General features: G+C 57.7%; 11 protein-coding genes, 1 tRNA gene and 1 pseudogene. 3 read left to right on the plus strand and 10 right to left on the minus strand.

Annotated elements, in window-relative coordinates:
- Position 1 precedes the first annotated feature (1 nt).
- Entirely contained in the window at positions 2–868 is an 867-nt protein-coding gene (locus tag QPL98_RS09845) for an NAD-dependent epimerase/dehydratase family protein (RefSeq protein ID WP_303293171.1), read from the minus strand.
- 76 nt (positions 869–944) lie between these two features.
- Between QPL98_RS09845 and QPL98_RS09850 the strand changes: the two genes are divergently transcribed.
- The 3 genes from QPL98_RS09850 (at position 945) to QPL98_RS09860 (ending at position 5,474) form a co-directional block, all read left to right on the plus strand.
- Positions 945–1,904 (plus strand): hydrogen peroxide-inducible genes activator, encoded by a 960-nt coding sequence (locus tag QPL98_RS09850; RefSeq protein WP_011784172.1) that lies wholly within the window; start codon positions 945–947, stop codon positions 1,902–1,904.
- Positions 1,905–1,911: 7 nt separating this feature from the next.
- Positions 1,912–3,987, plus strand: coding sequence for an ATP-dependent DNA helicase RecG (gene recG / locus QPL98_RS09855; RefSeq protein WP_303293172.1), 2,076 nt, complete (start codon positions 1,912–1,914; stop codon positions 3,985–3,987).
- A gap of 116 nt (positions 3,988–4,103) precedes the next feature.
- Positions 4,104–5,474 (plus strand): aminoacyl-tRNA deacylase and HDOD domain-containing protein, encoded by a 1,371-nt coding sequence (locus QPL98_RS09860; protein WP_303293173.1) that lies wholly within the window; start codon positions 4,104–4,106, stop codon positions 5,472–5,474.
- A gap of 277 nt (positions 5,475–5,751) precedes the next feature.
- On the opposite strand, the gene QPL98_RS09865 is transcribed toward QPL98_RS09860, so the two are convergent.
- From QPL98_RS09865 to rpsU, 9 genes and pseudogenes are all read right to left on the minus strand, one after another.
- Positions 5,752–6,210 (minus strand): DUF2489 domain-containing protein, encoded by a 459-nt coding sequence (locus QPL98_RS09865; RefSeq protein WP_014420409.1) that lies wholly within the window; start codon positions 6,208–6,210, stop codon positions 5,752–5,754.
- Positions 6,211–6,242: 32 nt separating this feature from the next.
- Positions 6,243–8,537 (minus strand): molybdopterin-dependent oxidoreductase, encoded by a 2,295-nt coding sequence (locus QPL98_RS09870; protein WP_303293174.1) that lies wholly within the window; start codon positions 8,535–8,537, stop codon positions 6,243–6,245.
- A gap of 164 nt (positions 8,538–8,701) precedes the next feature.
- Positions 8,702–11,890: pseudogene (aupB, locus tag QPL98_RS09875) on the minus strand (alkane uptake protein AupB).
- A gap of 11 nt (positions 11,891–11,901) precedes the next feature.
- Positions 11,902–13,239, minus strand: coding sequence for an alkane uptake protein AupA (gene aupA, locus QPL98_RS09880; RefSeq protein WP_023008010.1), 1,338 nt, complete (start codon positions 13,237–13,239; stop codon positions 11,902–11,904).
- Between the two features lie 299 nt (positions 13,240–13,538).
- Positions 13,539–14,093: a PEP-CTERM sorting domain-containing protein gene (locus QPL98_RS09885; protein WP_022991880.1), complete on the minus strand. Its 555-nt coding sequence runs from the start codon at positions 14,091–14,093 to the stop codon at positions 13,539–13,541.
- Positions 14,094–14,303: 210 nt separating this feature from the next.
- Positions 14,304–14,380: transfer RNA gene (locus QPL98_RS09890), tRNA-Ile, on the minus strand.
- 60 nt (positions 14,381–14,440) lie between these two features.
- On the minus strand, positions 14,441–16,297 hold the full coding sequence (rpoD, locus tag QPL98_RS09895; protein WP_011784189.1) for an RNA polymerase sigma factor RpoD: 1,857 nt from the start codon (positions 16,295–16,297) through the stop codon (positions 14,441–14,443).
- Positions 16,298–16,415: 118 nt separating this feature from the next.
- Positions 16,416–18,167: a DNA primase gene (gene dnaG / locus QPL98_RS09900; protein ID WP_303293175.1), complete on the minus strand. Its 1,752-nt coding sequence runs from the start codon at positions 18,165–18,167 to the stop codon at positions 16,416–16,418.
- A gap of 154 nt (positions 18,168–18,321) precedes the next feature.
- Entirely contained in the window at positions 18,322–18,537 is a 216-nt protein-coding gene (rpsU, locus tag QPL98_RS09905) for a 30S ribosomal protein S21 (protein ID WP_007153483.1), read from the minus strand.
- Between the last annotated feature and the right edge of the window lie 231 nt (positions 18,538–18,768).

Genomic DNA, 18,768 nt, shown 5'->3' on the forward strand with positions numbered 1-18,768 from the left:
GTCAGAGCTTGCTGATCATCTCCCGGTACCCCGCCCGATAGTCGGGGTACCGGAATTCAAAGCCACTCTGAAGCAGTTTTCGATTACTGCAGCGCTTGCTACCGGCCCGCCCGCCTTTACGGGCGCCTTCCACCGGGGCTTTGCACGGCACCTGAGTTCGCACCCAATCAACCACCTCATCCAGCCGAACCGGCTCGCAATCACTGGCGACGTACAGTGGCTCCAGGTCCTCACCGTTCAGGGCTTTTTGCGCAAGCCATGCCACAGCGTTGGCGGCATCCACTTCGTGTATGCGATTGCTGAAAGGCGCGGGTGGTTGGGGGTTCATGCGGCCTTCCAGGACTTCCTCAAGAAAACGCTGACGGCTGGGGCCATAAATGCCACTGAAGCGAACAACGGTGGCTGGATGCCCGCTGTTCAGGGCGGTACGTTCGCCCTGGAGGATTTGTTGACCAGTGAACCGGTCCGGATCGGCAGGGCTGTTCTCATCGACCCAGCTGTCATCATTCTGCGCAAAGACGCTGGTGCTGCTGATGAAGATCAGCCGTTTGAGGGATTGCTCACCGATGACGTTGAGCAGGTTCTTGAGGCCAGTGACATAGGCTTGATGATAACCCTCTTCGTCGTAGCTGGATGGCGTCAGGCAATAGACGACGATGTCCAGGTGTTCCGGAAGCTTGCCAGCCATGGATTCCGGGTGGGTCAGATCTGCCCCGATCCCGGTCACTCCCTGGGGAACCCGATCCGGGTTGCGGCGCAGCCCGTATACGTCTCCGGCGCCCCGCAGAACCGTGGCAATGTCACCTCCGAGCTTGCCGCAGCCTGCCACCAGAATTTGTGCCTTTTGCTTGTCATCAGTCATTGCCATAGACAATTTCAATCCTTATCCTTTGGCTGATAAAGTAAGTGAAACTTCGACCTGAGTACGTCAACCGGAGCTCACCATGACCCTCACCGAGTTACGATACGTTGTTACGCTTGCCCGGGAAAGGCATTTTGGCCGCGCCGCAGAGCGCTGTCATGTCAGCCAGCCGACTCTTAGCGTTGCGGTTAAAAAGCTTGAGGATGAGCTCGGTATCCCCTTGTTCGAGCGCAGCAAAAGCAGTATTCGGGTGACCGAAGTTGGCCAGCGTATCATTGAGCAGGCCCAGCGGGTTCTGGACCAGGTGGGCGTGATCAAGGATATGGCGCAGGACGGCAAGAATCAGCTCAATTCGCCATTGAAGGTCGGCGCGATTTACACCATCGGACCCTACCTGTTCCCGCATTTATTACCGGAGCTGCGCAGAGCGGCGCCAGACATGCCCCTGTACATAGAAGAGAACTACACCGCCAGCCTGCGCCAGAAGCTGCGGCACTCAGAGTTGGATGCCATCATCATTGCCCTGCCGTTTGAAGAGCCGGAAGTAGTAACCCTGCCGCTTTACGATGAGCCGTTTGTGGTGCTGTTGCCAGCGGATCATCCGCTGACAGAGAAGGAGCAGGTGACGGCCGAAGAGATGGCGAAAGAGCAATTGTTACTGCTCGGGCCCGGCCACTGTTTCCGGGATCAGGTGCTGGAGTCATGTCCGCCCCTGGTGGATGCCATCACCAAACGGGCGGATAACGGCAGACCGGAGCTGGTGACCGAGGGCAGTTCGCTGGAAACCATCCGGCACATGGTGGCCTCCGGTCTGGGTATTACGGTACTGCCGCTGTCGGCCGCCACCGCCATAAAATACCAGGAAGATATCCTTGCGGTGCGGCCTTTTGCGGCGCCGGTGCCTTTCCGAACCGTGGCGCTAGCCTGGCGTGTAACCTTCCCGCGGCCCAAAGCCATCGATGTACTGTCATTGGCGGCTAGCCAGTGCCGGGTTATTGAAAAAGCCAAAACCGACACACCGGCGGTTGCCGAAAGCGCCTGAGGGCCGTATGACGTCACTGGATGACATCCCGGTAACCCAGCTCAAGGGCGTAGGAAGCGCCCTGGCGGAAAAGCTTGCCAGGCTGGGTATCCATTCCATTCAGGATCTCCTGTTCCATCTTCCCTACCGTTATGAAGACCGCACCCGCGTGGTGCCTATGGGTAGCCTGCGCATTGGCGATATTGCCGTTGTGGAAGGTGAGGTCATGAAGGCCGATCTGGTGATGGGCCGCCGGCGCAGCCTGCAGGTGACGCTGCGGGATGACACCGGGTTTCTGGTGATGCGGTTTTTTCACTTCAATGCCGCCCAGAAAAACCAGCTCTCTGAAGGCACGCGAGTGCGCTGTTTTGGCGAGGTGCGCCCGGGCCGGGCCGGCTACGAATTCTACCATCCGGAATACCAGACCAATCCTCCTGCCATGCCGCCGGCCGACCAGGCAACGCTCACGCCGGTGTATCCGCTGACCGAGGGCATTCAACAACCCCGGGTCAGGGGACTGTGCCAGCAGGCCCTGGCCTATCTTGACCGATATCCTATCAAGGACTGGCTGCCACCGGCGTTGCTGGCGGATTACCAGTTGCCCGGCATAACCGAGGCTGTTCGCCTGGTGCATTTGCCTCCGGCCGGCGCCCCGGTGCATCTGCTGGTAGAGGGAAAGCACCCGGCTCAGCAGCGGCTGGTGATGGAGGAGTTGCTGGCGCATCAGCTTAGCCTGTTGCAGGTCCGGGAGCAGATACAGGCCCGGGAGGCCTTGCCGCTGCTACCAGCGGGAGACCGGGCAGAGCGATTTCTGGAGCAACTGCCGTTTAGTCTGACCGGTGCCCAGCGCCATGTGATGGCCGATATCCGGCAGGATCTGAGCCAGCCGGTGCCGATGCTGCGCCTGGTTCAGGGTGATGTCGGCTCGGGAAAAACCGTGGTCGCCGCTCTGTCGGCCCTGCAAGCCATCGAAGCTGGCGCCCAGGTAGCCTTGATGGCACCTACCGAGATTCTGGCGGAGCAACACTATCAGAACTTCCGAAATTGGCTGGAGCCATTGGGTGTGGAGTTAGCCTGGTTGTCGGGGAAGGTGAAAGGCAAAGCCCGACAGGCAGCGTTGAGTGCGGTCGCCGAGGGTCGTGCGCAGATTGCCATTGGTACCCATGCCCTGTTTCAGGATGACGTGGTATTCCAGCGCCTGGCGCTGGTAATTGTCGACGAACAGCACCGGTTTGGCGTGCACCAGCGGCTGGCCCTGAGAGAGAAAGGGGTTGGCGGAACGCTGGCACCGCACCAGTTGATCATGACGGCGACGCCCATACCGCGAACCCTGGCCATGAGCGCCTATGCCGACCTCGATACCTCCGTGATTGATGAGCTGCCGCCGGGGCGCAAGCCCATCGAAACGATTGTGCTGCCGGAGAGCCGCCGGGACGACATCATTGAGCGGGTACGCAAGGCCTGCAGGGAAGGGCGGCAGGCCTACTGGGTATGCACTCTGATTGAAGAATCCGAGGCGCTTCAGTGCCAGGCGGCGGAAGTGACCGCCCAGGAGTTGGTTGAGAGGTTGCCGGACCTGTCCATTGGCCTTGTTCATGGCCGCCTGAAAGCCCAGGAAAAAGCCGCGGTAATGGAGCGTTTCAAAGACGGTGAACTGGACTTGCTGGTAGCTACCACGGTGATCGAGGTCGGCGTCGATGTGCCCAATGCCTCTCTGATTATTATCGAGAACCCGGAGCGGCTCGGGCTGGCGCAGTTACATCAGCTGCGGGGCCGGGTTGGCCGCGGTGAGCAAGCCAGTTTCTGCGTGCTGATGTATCACCCGCCCCTGTCCAATAATGGCAAGGCCAGGTTACAGGCGCTGCGGGACAGTCAGGATGGTTTCTTTATCGCCGAAAAGGATCTTGAGATTCGGGGGCCTGGAGAAGTGCTGGGTACTCGCCAGACTGGCTTGATGCAGTTTCGCCTGGCCGATTTTGAACGCGACAAGGGTTGGATTGAACCCATTCGTGACATGGCTCCGAGCCTGATGAGGGAGCCTCGGGTAGTCTCAGCACTTATCCGACGGTGGCTGGGTGAGAAAATTCGTTATGGCGACGTATAGTGTTGATCATGAATTTCATAACGCCTGTGCTCGTGGCCGATATTGGCCTGTTAATGTCGCGTTAATGACTGCAAAATGCATGAAAACTGATTGATAACCTTTGTCCGGAGAATGCTATGGAACTTCCTGTTGTGGTACAGCAGGCACTTGGTGATAACGCCCCCGGTGTATCGTTCCGGAGCGTAAGCCAGATTGATACCGGCCATTTGCTCCGAATGGTACTGCTCAGCGACGATCAAGGTAATCTGCAGGCCATCTGCCGTCGCAACGATATGCTCGATCTGGAAGCCCTGAATAAGCGTCTGGGCCGGGATCTGAGAATGATGCAGCGGCGCGAGCAGGTTCGGGTCCGCCAGAAAGCCGGGCTTCAGGAGTTGCCGGCGCTGCCATCACTCACCGGTTGGCCGACCGTAGTTGACCGGCGTGTGGATGAACTCGAGGCGGTCGCGCTGGAGTTGGGGGAACAGGACCTGGGCCTGATGATGCCGGGGGAAGATTTCCGCCATTTGACGGCAAAGGCCGCCCGACACGATTTTGCGGTGGATACCGCGAATATATCCGTCAATCTTGACAATCACGTCGCCGACCGTGACCAGCTGCATTCCGCCATCAAAAAGTTCACCGGCTTGCGTATTCAGCAGCGACTGGAGGATACGCTGGAGCTGCCGCCGTTGCCTGAGACCGCTCAGCGCATCATTCATCTGCGGGTAAACCCTAATGCGGTAATGGGGGACCTGGTGGATGTGGTGGAGAGCGACCCAAGCCTGGCAGCCCAGGTCGTGAGTTGGGCATCATCATCGTTCTACGCCGCTGCAGGGCAGGTGCGTTCCGTCCACGATGCGGTGTCCCGGGTACTGGGTTTTGATCTTGTGATGAACCTGGCCATGGGCCTGGCGCTGGGGCGTGCCCTGAAGCACCCGAAGGATCATCCGGACGGTTATGTGGATTACTGGCAGCAGGCCATCTGGCAGGCTCAGTCTGCGGGTATTCTCGCGAGCATGATGCCTCGAGGGCAGCGACCTCTGTTTGGCCTCGCCTACCTGGCGGGTTTGCTCCATAACTTCGGGCATCTGGTACTGGCTCAGGTGTTCCCGCCGCATTTCAAGCTGGTCTGCCGGTCGCTGGAGGTGAACCCGCACATTGATTCCAGTGTCATTGAGCATTACCTGCTGGGGATCACCCGGGAGCAGATTGCGGCGCAGTTGATGGAAAACTGGGGTATGCCGGACGAGGTGACACTGGCCATTCGTTACCAGAAGAATCCTGCCTATGACGGGCCTCACAATGTATATGCCCGTCTTTTGTGGCTGGGGCGGCAGTTGCTGACCGAGCGGGGCGTTGCCTTGGGGGCGGGTGAGCCTGCAACACACGCTGTTTATGATGAGCTGGGACTGGACAGGGAAATGGTTCAGGAACAGTTTGATGAGCTGGTGCGCCGAAAAGACAGCATTATGGCCATGGCCGGGATGATGAGCCAGGGCGGATAAAAAAGGGCCGGCCTTTGAGGCCGGCAAGTTCACCCGCTTGTTGCAGAGTCGTCCAAACTTGTCAGGAGAAAACAACGGGGAGGGTGCTCCAGTGTGGTGGGAGCGGCCTCCTGTTTTTAAATTTAGACAAGCTCCGGGAAAAGGAAAGGTGATCGCATGCAGATTACATAAATGAGCATGGTGTCATTTTCTCTTGGGGCTCAAAGCTATTGATTTGCTTTGACATATTTTTCGGGCAGATGTGCGGTCTGTAACAAAAAATTACAAAAGCCTGGCGTCAGTCAAAACGATGATGTCGGATTGCGGTAGCAGCCCGACGGATTTCATCGGAATACTCCCTTTCCACCGCAAACCGTTCTTTGTCCATTTCCCGGATGGTCGCGGAGTCGGTATTCTTCCTCGCCCGATGGGTGGGCATATGCTGAATCTTGTCGTGCACCGTCTGGAACACCTGAAAGGGTGGTTTTTCCAGCAGTTCCGGGGCCAGGTAATCCAGCAGACCCTTGAATCTCAGACAGGCCTCGGAATACTCCACCTGGTCTTCCTCTACCGCCATGGCGATAATCCGGATACTTTCAATCATTTCGTCCCGACGCCGGGCCTGAAACTCCTCGGTTTTCTTCTGGCGCAGCCGCTGTTCGGACAACAGCCTGGATTGGCGCCAGATATACACCAGTAACACACCGATAATAACCAGCCCGATGGCAATAAAGACCAATTGCAGCCCTCTGGGCATGGTTACACTCCTGTTTGTTCAAGAGGCCGCTATCAGGCCTGTTTCTGTTGAGGTTCGGGTTGCCAGACTCTGACATCAACCGCCTGGCCGTTCAAGACCGAGGTTCCCGAAACCGGATCCACCAGGGCATCATCCAACAGATCGTTGATGCTGACCCCGGCGTGGGACGATGCCACTGATTGGCCGGTGCCTGATCGATGGTGACCCCAACCGTGGGGGATGGACACCACACCCGGCATAATGTCTTCGGTGATTTCCACCGGGATCACCACGTCTCGCCCCTGAACCGAAACCTCGGCATGATCTCCGGGGTTCAACGCTCGTTTGCTGGCATCGTCCGGGTGGATAAGCAGGGTGCAGCGGCCTTTGCCTTTGACCAGACGCTGGCTGTTGTGCATCCACGAGTTGTTGCTGCGGACATGGCGACGGCCAATCAACAGCAGGCCGTCAGCGGGGGCAGATTCAAGGTTAGCCTGCATGCGCTCCACATCCGCGAGATAGCGGCGGGGTGCCATCTGAATCAGACCATCGCGGGTGAACAGCCTTTCCGGTAACGCCGGTTGCAGGGGACCGAGGTCGATACCATGCGGTGCGGCTTTCAGAGCAGAAAGTGATAGGCCTTTAGGTAATTCATCCCAACGTCGGTTGAGTGGGCTCAGCCGGGCCAGGCCTTTGAGGGGGTTACGCTCCGGAAGAATGTCCATCACCAGTTCGATGGCGGTTTGGGCGAATGGGCGCACCGGGCCGGCGTCGGCACCATAGGGGCCTGTTCGCAAGAGCAGATCCAGAATCGGATCTGGTCCCAGTTTTTTGAACGCCCTCCAGCCCATTTCCGAGCGTAGGGGCAGGCGCCCGCCTTTGCGCTGTTGCTCCAGACGGTGTGCGAGCTCCAGCAGAATCTGCCAGTCGTGGCGGGCGTCGTCCGCTGCCGGAAACAGTGCTTCGCTGTACTTGGCTACGTTGCGTACGGCAAACTGGCTGAAGATCAGATCATAGTGACTGCGCTCCAGGGCCGCCGTTGGCGGCAGAATGACATCGGCATGGCGGGTGGTTTCGTTCAGGTAGTAATCCACGGACACCATGAAATCCAGCCCCTCCAGGGCTGACTCCAGTCGCTGGCCGTTAGGGCTTGATAGCACAGGGTTGCCGGCCACGGTCACAAAGGCACGGACCTGACCTTCGCCCGGTGTAAGCATTTCATCGGCCATGGTGCTGGCCGGATACTCTCCCGCAAATTCCGGTAGACCGCGAACCCGGCTGTGGCGCTTACCGAAATGCCCGCGCTGCCCGGACATGGCGCCGAGTGCCACCAGATCCACCGCCGGTTGTGTAAACAGTACGCCACCGGGTATATCCAGCTTGCCGGTCAGGATATTCAGGCAGTACGCCAGCCACGTGGTGGTACCGCCAAACGCCTGAGTGCTGGTGCCCATTCGGGTATACAGGGCTGCCCGTGGCGTTTTCGCCAGCTGTCGCGCCAGCTGGCGGATGGCCTCAGCCTCAATGCCGGTGTGCCTGGTTACCGCTTCCGGTGAGAACGACAGGGCGGCCAGGCGAAGAAGATCCACGTCTTTCACCAGCCGCTCGGCCGCGCCAGGGTCCACCAGGTTCTCTTCGAACAGAGTGTGTACCATGGCCATCAGCAGGAAGGCATCGGTGCCGGGCCGGATAAAATGGAAGTCGTCGGCCAGGCGGGCGGTTTCGGTGCGTCGGGGGTCAATAACGATGAGTTGCCCACCGCGTTGCCGCAGTGCTTTGAGGTGGCCCCGGATGTCCGGTACGGTCATCAGGCTGCCGTTCGAGGCCATCGGGTTGCCGCCAATACAGATGAACAGGTCGGTATTGTCGATGTCCGGAATCGGAAACAGAATCTGGTGACCAAACATCTCCAGGCTGGCCAACATGTGCGGTAGCTGGTCGTTGGACGTGGCAGAGAAGCGATTCTGGGTGCCGATGGCCCGCAAAAACGGCATGGTGGTCATCAGGGCGCCGTGATTGTGAACATTGGGGTTGCCCAGGTAGACCCCGATACTGTTCCGGCCGTAGGTTTTCCGAATTCCATGAAGCTTCTCGGCAACCAGGTCAAAGGCGTCCTCCCAGGATAGCTCTTCCCAGCCCTGGGCTGTTTTGCGTATCGGCCTCTTCAGGCGCTCCCGGTCTTCATGCAGATCCTGAAGTGCGACCGCTTTGGGACAGAAGTGGCCCTGGCTCAGAGGATCCTGATCGTCGCCCTTGATACTGGTGATTTTGCCGTTGTTGACCTCAATGGCAACGCCACACATGGCTTCGCAGAGGTGACAGGTGCGGTAGTGGACGCCGTTTTCCATGCAGGCTCTCCCGGAATTCTTGTTGTTGGGTTTCATATTGCAACCAGATTATCAGGAAAACGACCCGGAATGAAAAACCGATTGCGATTGTGGCCCCGAAAGGCCAACAAAAAAGGCCAGTCCGGAGACTGGCCTGAGGAGGGTAGACCTGAGTAACCCCTGTTCTATTCGTGCTGAGCCGGAATCTCCTTCACCGGGTTGGAGATAAAGTTCAGGTAGACGCCTTGCTCGGGGATGATCAATGGGATTTCCGTATTGATGATTCCGAGGGCGACAGCCTCTACGTCGATGTGGGGAACATTGAAGTTCCGTTGTTCGATCTGCATCCGGCCATCATCAAAGAACACCACACGACCTTCCAGTTCCAGTGTGAAAGGATAGCCAAAGAGGTTGTGAGTCAGTGGCAAGTCTGTGGGAATTCCGAGGATGGACGCGGTTGCCTTCAACCCGGGGGCATCAAGAAACAGCTCGGCTTTGGTTTTGAAAATCGTCTCACCCTGATCATTCTCGGTGATGTAACCCGGAATCAGGCTGTTTCTGGCGCAGGATGCTCCCGTACATTCAGGGTCGTCCTTGGCGTAGCGCATTCTTAATACCTGGGGCCCGGTGCTGGAAACCGTGCTCAGCAACGACAGGTGAACGTCGAGAGACGTGGTCGCCAGTTGGGTTGGGTAAAGCAGCACTTTGACGGCGTCTCGCCCGGTGTCGGGATCCACAGTAGGCCCAATAACCTCCGTATTCAGAGCGTAGGTCTGATAGATGAACTTTTTGCGAGGGCAATCGGCACCGTCAACCGCACAACCAACCCGGGCATCCTCGGCATGGTCCTGGGTTACGAGTAGTTTTGCGGCGTTTGCCGAGGGCAAAAAGCCTTCACTATCGCTCCCCTGGTGATTGAATGGCTCAAGACACGATTCGCTGCCGAGGTCATTGCAGTCAATCACAAGATTCGAATTGGTGTCCCGAATCGGCAGATTCCGCAGCGGCGTGAAGACTGTGGAGCGCGCTTCCGAACCGGTAAATACGATCTCAAGATTATCAGGGCCATTGTTCCCGTCACCGTCATCGACGCCTTCCAGCAGATCCGTTTTCAGTGGAATGCCGTCCTCATCGCAAATCGACGTGTACTGTCCAGGAGTGCAAGTGCCGCTCTGCTCTGAGGAGGCCAGAATGTAGCGGTAATGCGCACCGACCTGCCACGGCTGCTCTGGGTAGAACCGGATGCGCTGGTTGTTTTTCTCTAATCGGCCTGCCACCTGTTGGTTCAGGACGGTAACGGTACCGTTTGCTTCCTGTGCAATTTCCTGAACGGTAAAGGTCTCACCGACGATGACTGAATCCAGATCGAGAGACTTGGAAAACACGACCGTGATTGGCCGGTCCGCCGGCATTTTGCTGACGGGTAACACGTCACCGGCGTTGTTGGCGTCGGCGGTCCAGCATTTCCCGAATACGCCGTTTTCCAGATCCAGGGTGTTTTCGTAGTCGGTTTCACATGGGTAGCCAGGGTAGGTCGTCAACGCCAGGGGGAATCCTTTATTTCCCGGGCTACCGTTTTCTTCAATGCTATCGAGCTCAAAGCTTAACGGAGAAACCATCGCGCGGTTGCCCGCCAGGTCTAAGTCCGTCGACAGACACGGAATACGGTACGCCATGCTTCAAGCCACCCTGTGGATTAAGCACAAGCGCTGTTCCGTCCAACCGAGCCTGAAGGTTAGTTACCGGTGCACCATTTTCAATGAGTTCGACACCATTCTCGACAGATGCCGGATCAAGCGGCTCATCAAAGAACAGAATGATCGGGTCACCCGGGCGCTGCATGGACTGTCGGGTTGCCGGAACGGCGTTCGCAGGGCCGGGCATCCAGCTCACCAGGCTGGGTGGTGTGGCATCCAGTTCCCGCAGGTTTTCGGCATCCAGAACCGAGTCGGCATCGGTTGCGGCCTGCAGATGGAAGGCAATGGTGGAATCGGTGAATTCCTGGCCCAGCAGGTTTGGTTCCACCATGCCGATGGCGTCGATGGTCAGAACGCCGTCCCGAACCAGAGCAATACCGCGCAGTTCAACCCCCATCAGATCCTGGGACAGCGCGGCATTCGGCTGTGCTGCCTCCGTGTTCATGGATACGTCCATAAACAGGGTGATATGCCGCGGGGCATTGATGTCATCGGTGTACTGGTTCGGGCTCATGTAGCCGGATGCATCCGAGAGCATGGTCACTTTGATGGTGCCGGTTTGCTGGTCTTCGCCGGTCGCGGCATCCAGAACCTGTACCTTGCCACCCACGAGTACGTTCAGGCTGGTGCTTTTCAGCACACTGCCCTTGGGAATGCGCAGCGGCAGTGCTTCGTCAGCATCAAACGCCGGGGCGTATGCGAGCTCGGCAAACAGGTCCCCGGTTTGTTGAGAGGGGCCGGCTTCGCCCTGGAGTACTGAGTTGAGCGTTACCGCATTGAGGGCCTGGCCGTTGAGCACAGAGCTCAGCTCACCGTTGCCGGAATCTACGGCGGTTTGTTGCAATACAACCGTTGGGCCCGTGTCTCTCGGGGTAAAGGTGAATTCCCCGGTGAAGCGGTTGTCCTCACTGCTGTCGGTCAGGCTAGCGAGGTTGGTCAAATGCAGGGTGTAGGTTTCACCGGTGTCGAGAATATCCTGCTTGCTGCCGCACTGCGACAGTTCGGGGGTTACGCAGGGGTCAACCGTAATGCGGTTGCCTTTAACCAGTACCGTCGCCGGAACCTCTTCACCGCTGGCGTCCTGTAGCTGAATACTGCCGCCGAGTGATTGCCATTCAGGATGAACCGGTTGCGTCATGGCAAACCGGAAGGTCGAAAAATTCATGGCCTGGAATGGGCTGTCGCTGGCGGGCACTTGCCAGGCAATGTCGAAAGTGTCTGCGGTGTTGGCCAGCCCCGCGAGACCCGCATAGGCGCCACGGGTTGCGAACTGGATGCCGTCATCACCAGTAGCGTTCGGAGTAGTGATTTGCCGGCCGCCCTCGGCGGCCAGCGGCTCCTGGAAGGTTACGGTGAATTCTTCGCCGGTTGCAAGCGGGTTAGCAGGCTCAAGCTTCAGACTTTTGCCATTATCGATCAAGGTCACGGTAAAGGGCTGGGGCTGGTCGTTACTCTGCAGGGTGATCTTGTTCTGCAGGGTTGCTTCATCATCGATAATCGCATGAGAGAAGCGCAGCACGATGTCGGCTTTCGGGCTGATATCAGCCTGCCCATCCATCGGGAAGGAATAGACCATCGAGCCGGGTCTGGGTTTTCGTCAATGGACTGTTTGTCGCCACCGCCGCAGGCGGCCAGCAAAATGGCCGGAATCAGTGCCAGGGTCTTGTTGTACTTCATGGCAAGCCTCCTCAGAACTTCAGGGTGATGGATCCGCTGAATACGTGGATATCACCATCGGCAGTGACACTGGTTTCGTCACCGTCGTAGTCCACCACGGTGAAGTCGCGCTCCTGCAGTTGCTGGTACTGATAGCCCAGGTCGAGCCGCACCGGGTAGGCCAGCAGACGGGTGCGGTCGTAAGTGGCACTGATACCAAGGCCAACCACCAGTTTGTCGGTATCCAGGTAGTTGAGCTCCGGATTACGAGTGGTTTTAAGGGGAGACTCTTCGTAGGCAACACCGCCACGAAGGGCGAAGTTCTTGTTCAACTGATATTCCGCACCAAGGCGGGGAATCAGGATGTCGTCGAAACCGATCCGGTTTCCGGAGGCCACGGAACCTTGATCCTTGATGGAGTCGCCGCTGAATTCGTCTTCCAGTTCCGACCAGTTCTGTTGTTCGATACTGCCGCCGATGCGCCAGCCGTCACCGGAGTATTGTGTGCCGATGGCAATCGTTTCCGGCTGGAATGAGTCGATGGTTGTCACAGCCAGGCTGAGCCCGGGATCCGGGATAGTCTGGGTCACGATGATGTTGGAGTCGACTGTGGTTGAGGCCGATGACTTCGTCCGGTAGGTCAGCGCCGTTTCCCATCCGTTCAGGAAACAGTCAGATTCAGGACAAAATGTGCTGCCCAGATCGATGTTCGTGCCCAGAATGGTCTTCAGAGAAGGCTCGGCATTGACCGCAAGGCGCTCACGGCTGGTTTCGCCGCCCAGCGTCGAGACGGCATCAAGATTAGCGGTCGCTTCGAGCGTTACCCGAACCGAAGCACCGGCGGAAATACCGCGCCAGATCGGGGTTGCACCACCGATGTTAAGGAACAAAGGTTCTTTCCCGTATTGAAGGAACTGTCCGCTCTCGCTGGTTTCAGAGCTGAAAGCCAGCATCTCCTTACCGTACTTTTCCACGCCCGCAATAAACCCGAGATAGATGGGGTGCCCGAACCGGGTGAGTGACCCAAGGTTGGTCTTCATGCCGATCAAAACGTGTTGGCTCGGAGAGTCGGAGACAATGTCCCCGCTGGCGTTGGGATTATCGGAGCGCAGCTCCTGTTCAGAATGAAGGATACCCGCCGTAAGCTCGCCACGAGGATCTTTCGTCAGTGCTGCCGGATTGTAGTAGGTGGCAGAAACCTGCTCATTGAACATCGAAAGGGACTGGGCGGTGGCCACATCGACCGGCATTACACCATAACTGGTGCCCAGGTTGCCCATACTGGCACTGGTGGGCATGGACAGGGAGGCGGAAACTGCTGCAACGGCAAGGGATACCGCCCGTACTGAGAATCGGGGGGAAAGAACCATGTATACACTCCGTTCACTCATTGTTTTTGTGCTCAGTCCCGAGGGATTCCTTTCAGGACTGGTACGCTTGTTCAGGTTTTAGTGTATGAGGCTTGTCTGATCGGGACGTTGGCATTTTTGACACGACAGGGTGTCGGTAGAACCGCGTACCTCAAGAATTGTCTAAAACGGCCGAAAACTCATGAGCTTAAAAGGTGGGCTTCCGTGTATTTCTGTTACTTAATGTTTGCGGTTTTGTGAACGGGCACAAAAAAAGCTCCCCAAGGGGAGCTTTAGTGGCATGTAAAAAATGTCGACACTCAGGCGGATTTTTGTAACTTTCTTCTGATTGTGAGCATGCCCAGAATGCCAAGTCCCAGCAGGCCCAGTGTTCCTGGCTCAGGAACCTGTACAGGAACGGACTTGCCAAAGATCGCTACATGAGAAATGGCGCCTCTGTTTGGATAAAAGCCCTGAAGATCCAGTACGTCCTGGCCATTCCAGCTGCCGATGTTGAACAGGTATTGTGGCTCGTTGCCGTCTTTGACAACCAGGTAACACTCAGGGCACACAATGTAGTCCGGGCCATCCCAGCTGATCACCGCGTTGTTAGGGTCTCCGGTGAAACTGGTGGAGTAGAAGGATTGGTAGGAGCCTTCTTCCGGGCCTTCGTAGTTGGACTTGTAAAGCAAAGTGAGGTCGGACGTTCCAAAAAGGGCTGCAACGTCACCGGCGTCAAGCGCTGGATTTGGGGGGCCTACGTCGACAGTTTTGTCGGCGTCTGCGGGGCCAAGGATCAGGGCCATAGCCCCAGCAGACCAGGTTAATGCCAGAGCCGCAATAACGTGTGTTATCTGCTTTGTAATCTGTTTCATTTTTCACCTTCTCTCAGGGCAAGCCCTGAACGCAGTGCGGCGAAGCCGCGATCTGTACTTACGTCTGACTTTCAGCACAGTGTGTGCCAATAGGATTATTTGACGTTAAAACAGAGGCTTGGGCAGTGCTTAAGAGAAGGTTGGAGGCGTATGTGTAAATAAGTTGGACAGGAGTGAGTTGGGTGCGGGTTGGGGGAGGAGTTTGGGAGATGGTGGGCCCAGCTGGACTCGAACCAGCGACCAAGGGATTATGAGTCCCCTGCTCTAACCAACTGAGCTATAGGCCCGGAAAAGAAAACGGGCGCCATTATACCCACGAGGGGTGGCGCCCGCTACTGTCTTGGGGATTAACCGTTGCCCTGGTCGTCAATGAAGCCGCGCAGGTGATCGGAGCGGGAAGGGTGGCGCAGTTTGCGCAGGGCCTTGGCTTCGATCTGACGGATACGCTCCCGCGTAACATCGAACTGCTTGCCGACTTCTTCCAGAGTGTGGTCGGTGTTCATCTCGATACCAAAGCGCATGCGCAGTACTTTGGATTCCCGAGCGGTCAGGCCGGCCAGCACGGAGCGGGTGGCTTCGCGCAGGCCTTCAGCCGTGGCTGAATCCACTGGCGACAGAGCCTGGATATCTTCGATGAAATCGCCCAGATGACTGTCTTCGTCGTCACCAATGGGTGTTTCCATGGAGATCGGCTCTTTGGCGATCTTCAGCACCTTGCGGATCTTGTCTTCCGGCATGTCCATGCGCTCGCCCAGCTCCTCGGGTGTGGGCTCGCGGCCCATCTCCTGCAGCATCTGGCGGGAGATGCGGTTGAGCTTGTTGATCGTCTCGATCATGTGCACCGGAATCCGGATCGTGCGGGCCTGATCCGCGATGGAGCGGGTGATGGCCTGGCGAATCCACCAGGTAGCGTAGGTGGAGAACTTGTAGCCACGACGGTACTCGAACTTGTCGACCGCCTTCATCAGGCCAATGTTGCCTTCCTGGATCAGATCCAGGAACTGCAGGCCGCGGTTGGTGTATTTCTTGGCGATGGAAATAACCAGACGCAGGTTGGCCTCAACCATTTCCTTTTTGGCGCGGCGGGCTTTCGCCTCGCCGATCGACACCCGGCGGTTGATTTCCTTGATGTCGGCCACGTCCAGATCCACTTCGGTCTGAACGTTCTGGATGCGCTTCTGCAGGCGAACGATTTCATCTACACGCTCACCGATAGCGGCCGCATAGGGCTTTTTGGTGGCGGCAATTTCGCCGGCCCACTCAAGATCAGTTTCGTTGCCCGGGAACCATTTGATGAAGTCTTTGCGCGGCATTTTGCAGTCGCGTACACAGATCTGCATGATGGCGCGCTCATTCTCGCGGACCAGGTCGTTGGTTGAACGAACGACGTTCACCAGTTCGTCAAACGCCTTGTTGGCCAGCTTAAACGGGGCGAAAACCTGGCCCAGTTCGTTCAGGGCTTCCTGGGTTTTCTTGTGCCCACGGCCGTGTTTGGCCAAGGCCTTCTCGGCAGCGTCCAGCTTCTCTTTCAGCAGCTCGAAGCGCAGCCGGGTTTCTTCCGGATCTGGCCCGTTGTCGTTGTCGTCTTCGCTGGAGGTGTCGTCATCGTCGTCATCGCTGCTGGTATCGCTGTCATCAGCAGAGGTGTCTTCGGTGCTGGTGTCTTCACCCATGAACGGCTCGGCGTCGTCCGGGTCGAGGAAGCCGGTGACGATGTCGCTGATGCGACCTTCATTCTCGATGATGCGGTCGTAGGCCTGAATCACGGTGCCGGCGGTGCCCGGGAAATGTGCTACAGCGGCCATGACATCGCGAATGCCTTCCTCGATGCGCTTGGCGATGACAATTTCGCCTTCGCGGGTCAGCAGCTCAACGGTGCCCATCTCGCGCATGTACATGCGCACCGGATCGGTGGTGCGGCCAGCGTCGGTCTCAACGGCGGCAAGAGCAGCAGCGGCTTCGGCGGCAGCAGCTTCGTCGGCAGTGGAGTCACCTTCGGTCATCAGCAGGGTATCCGCGTCTGGTGTCTCTTCGCACACCTGGATACCCATGTCGTTGATCATCCGGATAATGTCTTCAACCTGATCCGGATCTGCGATATCTTCCGGGAGGTGATCGTTTACCTCGGCGTAAGTCAGGTAACCTTGTTCCTTGCCTCGTGCGATGAGGTCTTTCAAACGTGATTTCTGCGAATTGCCTGACATAGACACCCTGTGAACTCGCTTTTAAAAAGGAAAAAAGTTAAACAGCCATTATAGCTGTCGCTCGGTTGCGCTGCCACCGAATGGTTAGATGGTGATCAGGGCAACAGGTTTCAAGTGCTCAGCTTTCAGCCTTCGGATTTAACGTACCGGCGCTGAGCGTTCGCAGCTCCTCCCGTTCTTCCGGGGAAAGCTGTGCCAGGTTCCGGAGCAGGGTTGCCAGCCTCTGCTGACGCGCGGCCTCTTCATTCGGGCTTAACAGCTCTCTGGCAGCCGCCAGTGTGCTTTCCCGGGCCGGTATGTGCTCCAGTTCGTCAAACAGGTTGTAAAACCTGTCCCTGGCCTGTTTGTTCGTGGCCAGCCCCGCGACCAGTGTCTTGCGGGTCTGAATTTTTTCTTCCAGTAACCAGCGGGCAAAACGCCCCGCGCGTTCAAGCTGCCGGGTGCTGTCTGCCAGAGCTTTCACTTCGGTTGCCAGTTCCGGTGCTTCCAGCAAGGCCAGGCACAAGGTGCTGTCTTTGCTGAGTTTTACGTCAATCCGCTCTTCCGTGGGCCGGCTCTTGCCTTCACCGCGCCAGCCCCGTGCCTTGGTATTCTGGCCCTGCTGGCGGTTCTGCCACTGGTTGCGGCCGCCGCAAAGGCGCAGCATTTCGTGCCACATGGCGTCCCGCAACGTGCTGCGGGGCATCTTGTTCAGCAAGGGCTCAACCCGTGCCCGAAGTTCGCCTCGGTGTTCGGGCAACTGCAGATCAAGGCCCTCGCTCTGGCGATCAAACAGATAGCGTGAGAAGGGTGTAGCGCCCTCAATACGCTTCTGAAATGCGTCCGGCCCTTCTTTGCGCACCAGTGTGTCCGGGTCTTCGCCTTCTGGCAGCATGAGAAACTGCAGGTGCAGCCCGTCTGCCATCAGCTCCAGGGCGTTCTCCATGGCCCTGTCCGCTGCCCGAAAACCTGCCTGGTCGCCGTCAAAACAGAACACGATATGCCGAACGTGCCGAAGCAGTGCGGTCAGGCTGTCCTGGTTGGTGGCCGTCCCCAGAGTCGCCACCGCGTAATGGATGCCGTGCTGGGCCAGCGCAATCACATCCATATAGCCTTCGACCACCAGCAACTTGTCCAGTTGTCGAATGGCTTGCCGGGCCTCGAACAGGCCGTAGATTTCCCGGCTCTTGTGGAAAACGTCCGATTCCGGCGAGTTAATGTACTTGGCCTTGTCGTCGCCCAGCGTGCGCCCGCCGAAGGCGATGGTTTTGCCTCGGGTGTTCCGGATGGGAAACATAACCCGGTTGCGGAACAGATCCCTGGGGCGGCCGTACTGGTCCGACACCGTGCGGGTCTCAATCAGTGGTGCTTTAAGATCCTTCGGGGCGGCGTCGTAAAGTGCCGTGCCGGTGCCCGGTGCAAAACCAATCTGATACTGCTGGATAATGTTTTCATCCAGTCCCCGCTGCTTCAGGTAGTCCCGGGCATAACCGCCTTGCTGACTGGTCAGTGCTGAGTGATAGAACCGGTTGGCAAACTCCAGGGCATCGGTCAGTGTCCGCGCCTGTTGCATTTCCTGTTTGGCAGCTCGGTCGTACGGCACTTCCAGCCCGGCACGCTTGGCCAGTTCTTCTACCGCTTCGGTGAAACCCAGGCCCTCAAATTCGCGAACAAAGCTGATGGCATCGCCATGGGCTCCACAGCCAAAACAGTGATAGAAGCCTTTGTCCGGTCGAACGTTAAATGATGGCGTCTTCTCGTCGTGAAACGGGCAGCAGGCCTTGTAGTTGGCTCCGGCTTTTTTCAGCGTGATGCGCGAACCGATCAGCTCCGCCAGATCAATGCGATCCAGCAGGTCTTCAACAAAGCGTTGAGGGATCAATCCGCTCATGGTGGCTCCACTTCAGCCGGGGTGCCGGGTGCGAAGGCATTTTCGCCATAGCCAAAAATGCCGCCGAAGCCAGGCCTCGGCGGCATTTTCAGCTTGCCGGGTGGGGCGAAACGCCGTTCCGGCAATCAGTTGTGCAGTCGATGCGCGCCTGAACTCAGTACAGACGCTCGAACTTGCGCTGTTCCCGCTGAAGCTTCTTGAGATGACGCTTAACGGCAGCAGCTGCTTTACGCTTACGAACAGCGGTCGGCTTCTCGTAGTGCTCACGACGACGTACTTCAGACAGTACACCGGCCTTCTCGCAGGAACGCTTGAAGCGACGCAGTGCTACGTCAAACGGCTCATTCTCTTTCACTTTAACAGCTGGCATTCGAAAATCACCTACCTGATAGATTCGGTTTCAATTTGTTCCGTCGGCCAGTGCCGTACGGGCTCGATCCCTGGTCAGATTGGCTAAAACTCGACCAGTGCTAATTTAGGGCGGCAATGATAGCCGCTGGGCTGGCCAAGGTCAATCACTGTTCAACGAAACTGCCGGAAGCTTTCGGGTTTCTGCTAAAATGCCGCCCACGTACCCGACACCCCTTGGATGTAGTGCCCA

Origin of the sequence: Marinobacter sp. ST-43, from assembly GCF_030541085.1 — a bacterium.
GTDB classification, from domain to species: domain Bacteria; phylum Pseudomonadota; class Gammaproteobacteria; order Pseudomonadales; family Oleiphilaceae; genus Marinobacter; species Marinobacter nauticus.

Excerpts from the sequence above, each read along its gene's own strand:
- QPL98_RS09845 (WP_303293171.1), bottom strand. The coding sequence starts at position 868 with ATGGCAATGACTGATGACAAGCAAAAGGCACAAATTCTGGTGGCAGGC.
- QPL98_RS09850 (WP_011784172.1), top strand. The coding sequence starts at position 945 with ATGACCCTCACCGAGTTACGATACGTTGTTACGCTTGCCCGGGAAAGG.
- recG (WP_303293172.1), top strand. The coding sequence starts at position 1,912 with ATGACGTCACTGGATGACATCCCGGTAACCCAGCTCAAGGGCGTAGGA.
- QPL98_RS09860 (WP_303293173.1), top strand. The coding sequence starts at position 4,104 with ATGGAACTTCCTGTTGTGGTACAGCAGGCACTTGGTGATAACGCCCCC.
- QPL98_RS09865 (WP_014420409.1), bottom strand. The coding sequence starts at position 6,210 with ATGCCCAGAGGGCTGCAATTGGTCTTTATTGCCATCGGGCTGGTTATT.
- QPL98_RS09870 (WP_303293174.1), bottom strand. The coding sequence starts at position 8,537 with ATGGAAAACGGCGTCCACTACCGCACCTGTCACCTCTGCGAAGCCATG.
- aupA (WP_023008010.1), bottom strand. The coding sequence starts at position 13,239 with ATGGTTCTTTCCCCCCGATTCTCAGTACGGGCGGTATCCCTTGCCGTT.
- QPL98_RS09885 (WP_022991880.1), bottom strand. The coding sequence starts at position 14,093 with ATGAAACAGATTACAAAGCAGATAACACACGTTATTGCGGCTCTGGCA.
- rpoD (WP_011784189.1), bottom strand. The coding sequence starts at position 16,297 with ATGTCAGGCAATTCGCAGAAATCACGTTTGAAAGACCTCATCGCACGA.
- dnaG (WP_303293175.1), bottom strand. The coding sequence starts at position 18,167 with ATGAGCGGATTGATCCCTCAACGCTTTGTTGAAGACCTGCTGGATCGC.
- rpsU (WP_007153483.1), bottom strand. The coding sequence starts at position 18,537 with ATGCCAGCTGTTAAAGTGAAAGAGAATGAGCCGTTTGACGTAGCACTG.